Origin of the sequence: Streptomyces sp. NRRL B-24572 (genome assembly GCF_002156145.1) — a bacterium.
GTDB lineage: Bacteria > Actinomycetota > Actinomycetes > Streptomycetales > Streptomycetaceae > Streptomyces > Streptomyces vietnamensis.
Map to the genome: position 1 here is coordinate 391 of NZ_MWIG01000670.1, position 948 is coordinate 1,338.

The following is a 948-nucleotide window of genomic DNA, read 5'->3' on the forward strand; positions in this document are numbered from 1 at the left end:
GACCTACGGGGCTTCCGTCTGGTGCGCGAGGGGGGAGTTGAACCCCCACGCCCTTGCGGGCACTGGAACCTGAATCCAGCGCGTCTGCCTATTCCGCCACCCGCGCATTGGGTGGTCTCCCTGCCCTCTCACTTTTCAGTGGGAGCGCCTGGCGACATCTGAAGATTAGCACGTCGCAGACCGTGGATTCACATCCGTTGTTTCGCCCCCGCTCCCGGAGAACAAGGAGAGGGGGAGGAGGGGATGGAGTGAGGAGGAGCGAGGAGGGGAGGGACCCGAGGCCGGAGGAGAGAAGAAGGAAGCGCGAAGGAGGAGAGAAGGAGGGGAGAAGGAGGGAGGAAGGGGACGGACCGCCCCGGAACCCCGGCCCGCGCCTCCGCTCCCACAGCCGGGTGCGGGACACTGTCCACAGGCCGCCTCTACGATCCGTGGGGAAAGCCTGTGAGAGGTGACACTCGTCCACAGGGCAGAGAAGGGGAACCAGCCGATTTCCCGACGCGTGGATACGATCAGTAAGCAGTACCAGGGCGACAACGACGGAGGAGGTGCCCCATGGGAGTCCTGAAGCGTTTCGAGCAGCGTCTCGAAGGTCTGGTCAACGGCACCTTCGCCAAGGTCTTCAAGTCCGAGGTCCAGCCCGTCGAGATCGCCGGCGCGCTCCAGCGCGAGTGCGACAACAACGCGACGATCTGGAACCGCGAGCGGACCGTCGTCCCCAACGACTTCATCGTGGAGCTGAGCACGCCGGACTACGAGCGTCTCAGCCCCTACTCGGGCCAGCTCGGCGACGAGCTCGCCGGCCTGGTCAGGGACTACGCGAAGCAGCAGCGGTACACCTTCATGGGCCCGATCAAGGTCCACCTGGAGAAGGCCGAGGACCTCGACACCGGCCTGTACCGCGTCCGCAGCCGCACGCTGGCGTCGAGTACGTCACAGCCGCAGCCGCCC

1 protein-coding gene and 1 tRNA gene are annotated in these 948 nt (G+C 65.9%); one reads left to right on the forward strand and one right to left on the reverse strand.

What is annotated here, in order from left to right; translation table 11 throughout:
* Positions 1-19: 19 nt before the first annotated feature.
* A tRNA-Leu gene (locus CCN56_RS33105) sits at positions 20-106 on the reverse strand.
* A 446-nt stretch (positions 107-552) separates the two neighbouring features.
* On the opposite strand from CCN56_RS33105, the gene CCN56_RS33110 reads away from it, so the two are divergent.
* On the forward strand, positions 553-948 hold a 396-nt coding region (locus CCN56_RS33110), incomplete at its 3' end, for a DUF3662 domain-containing protein (protein ID WP_143664701.1).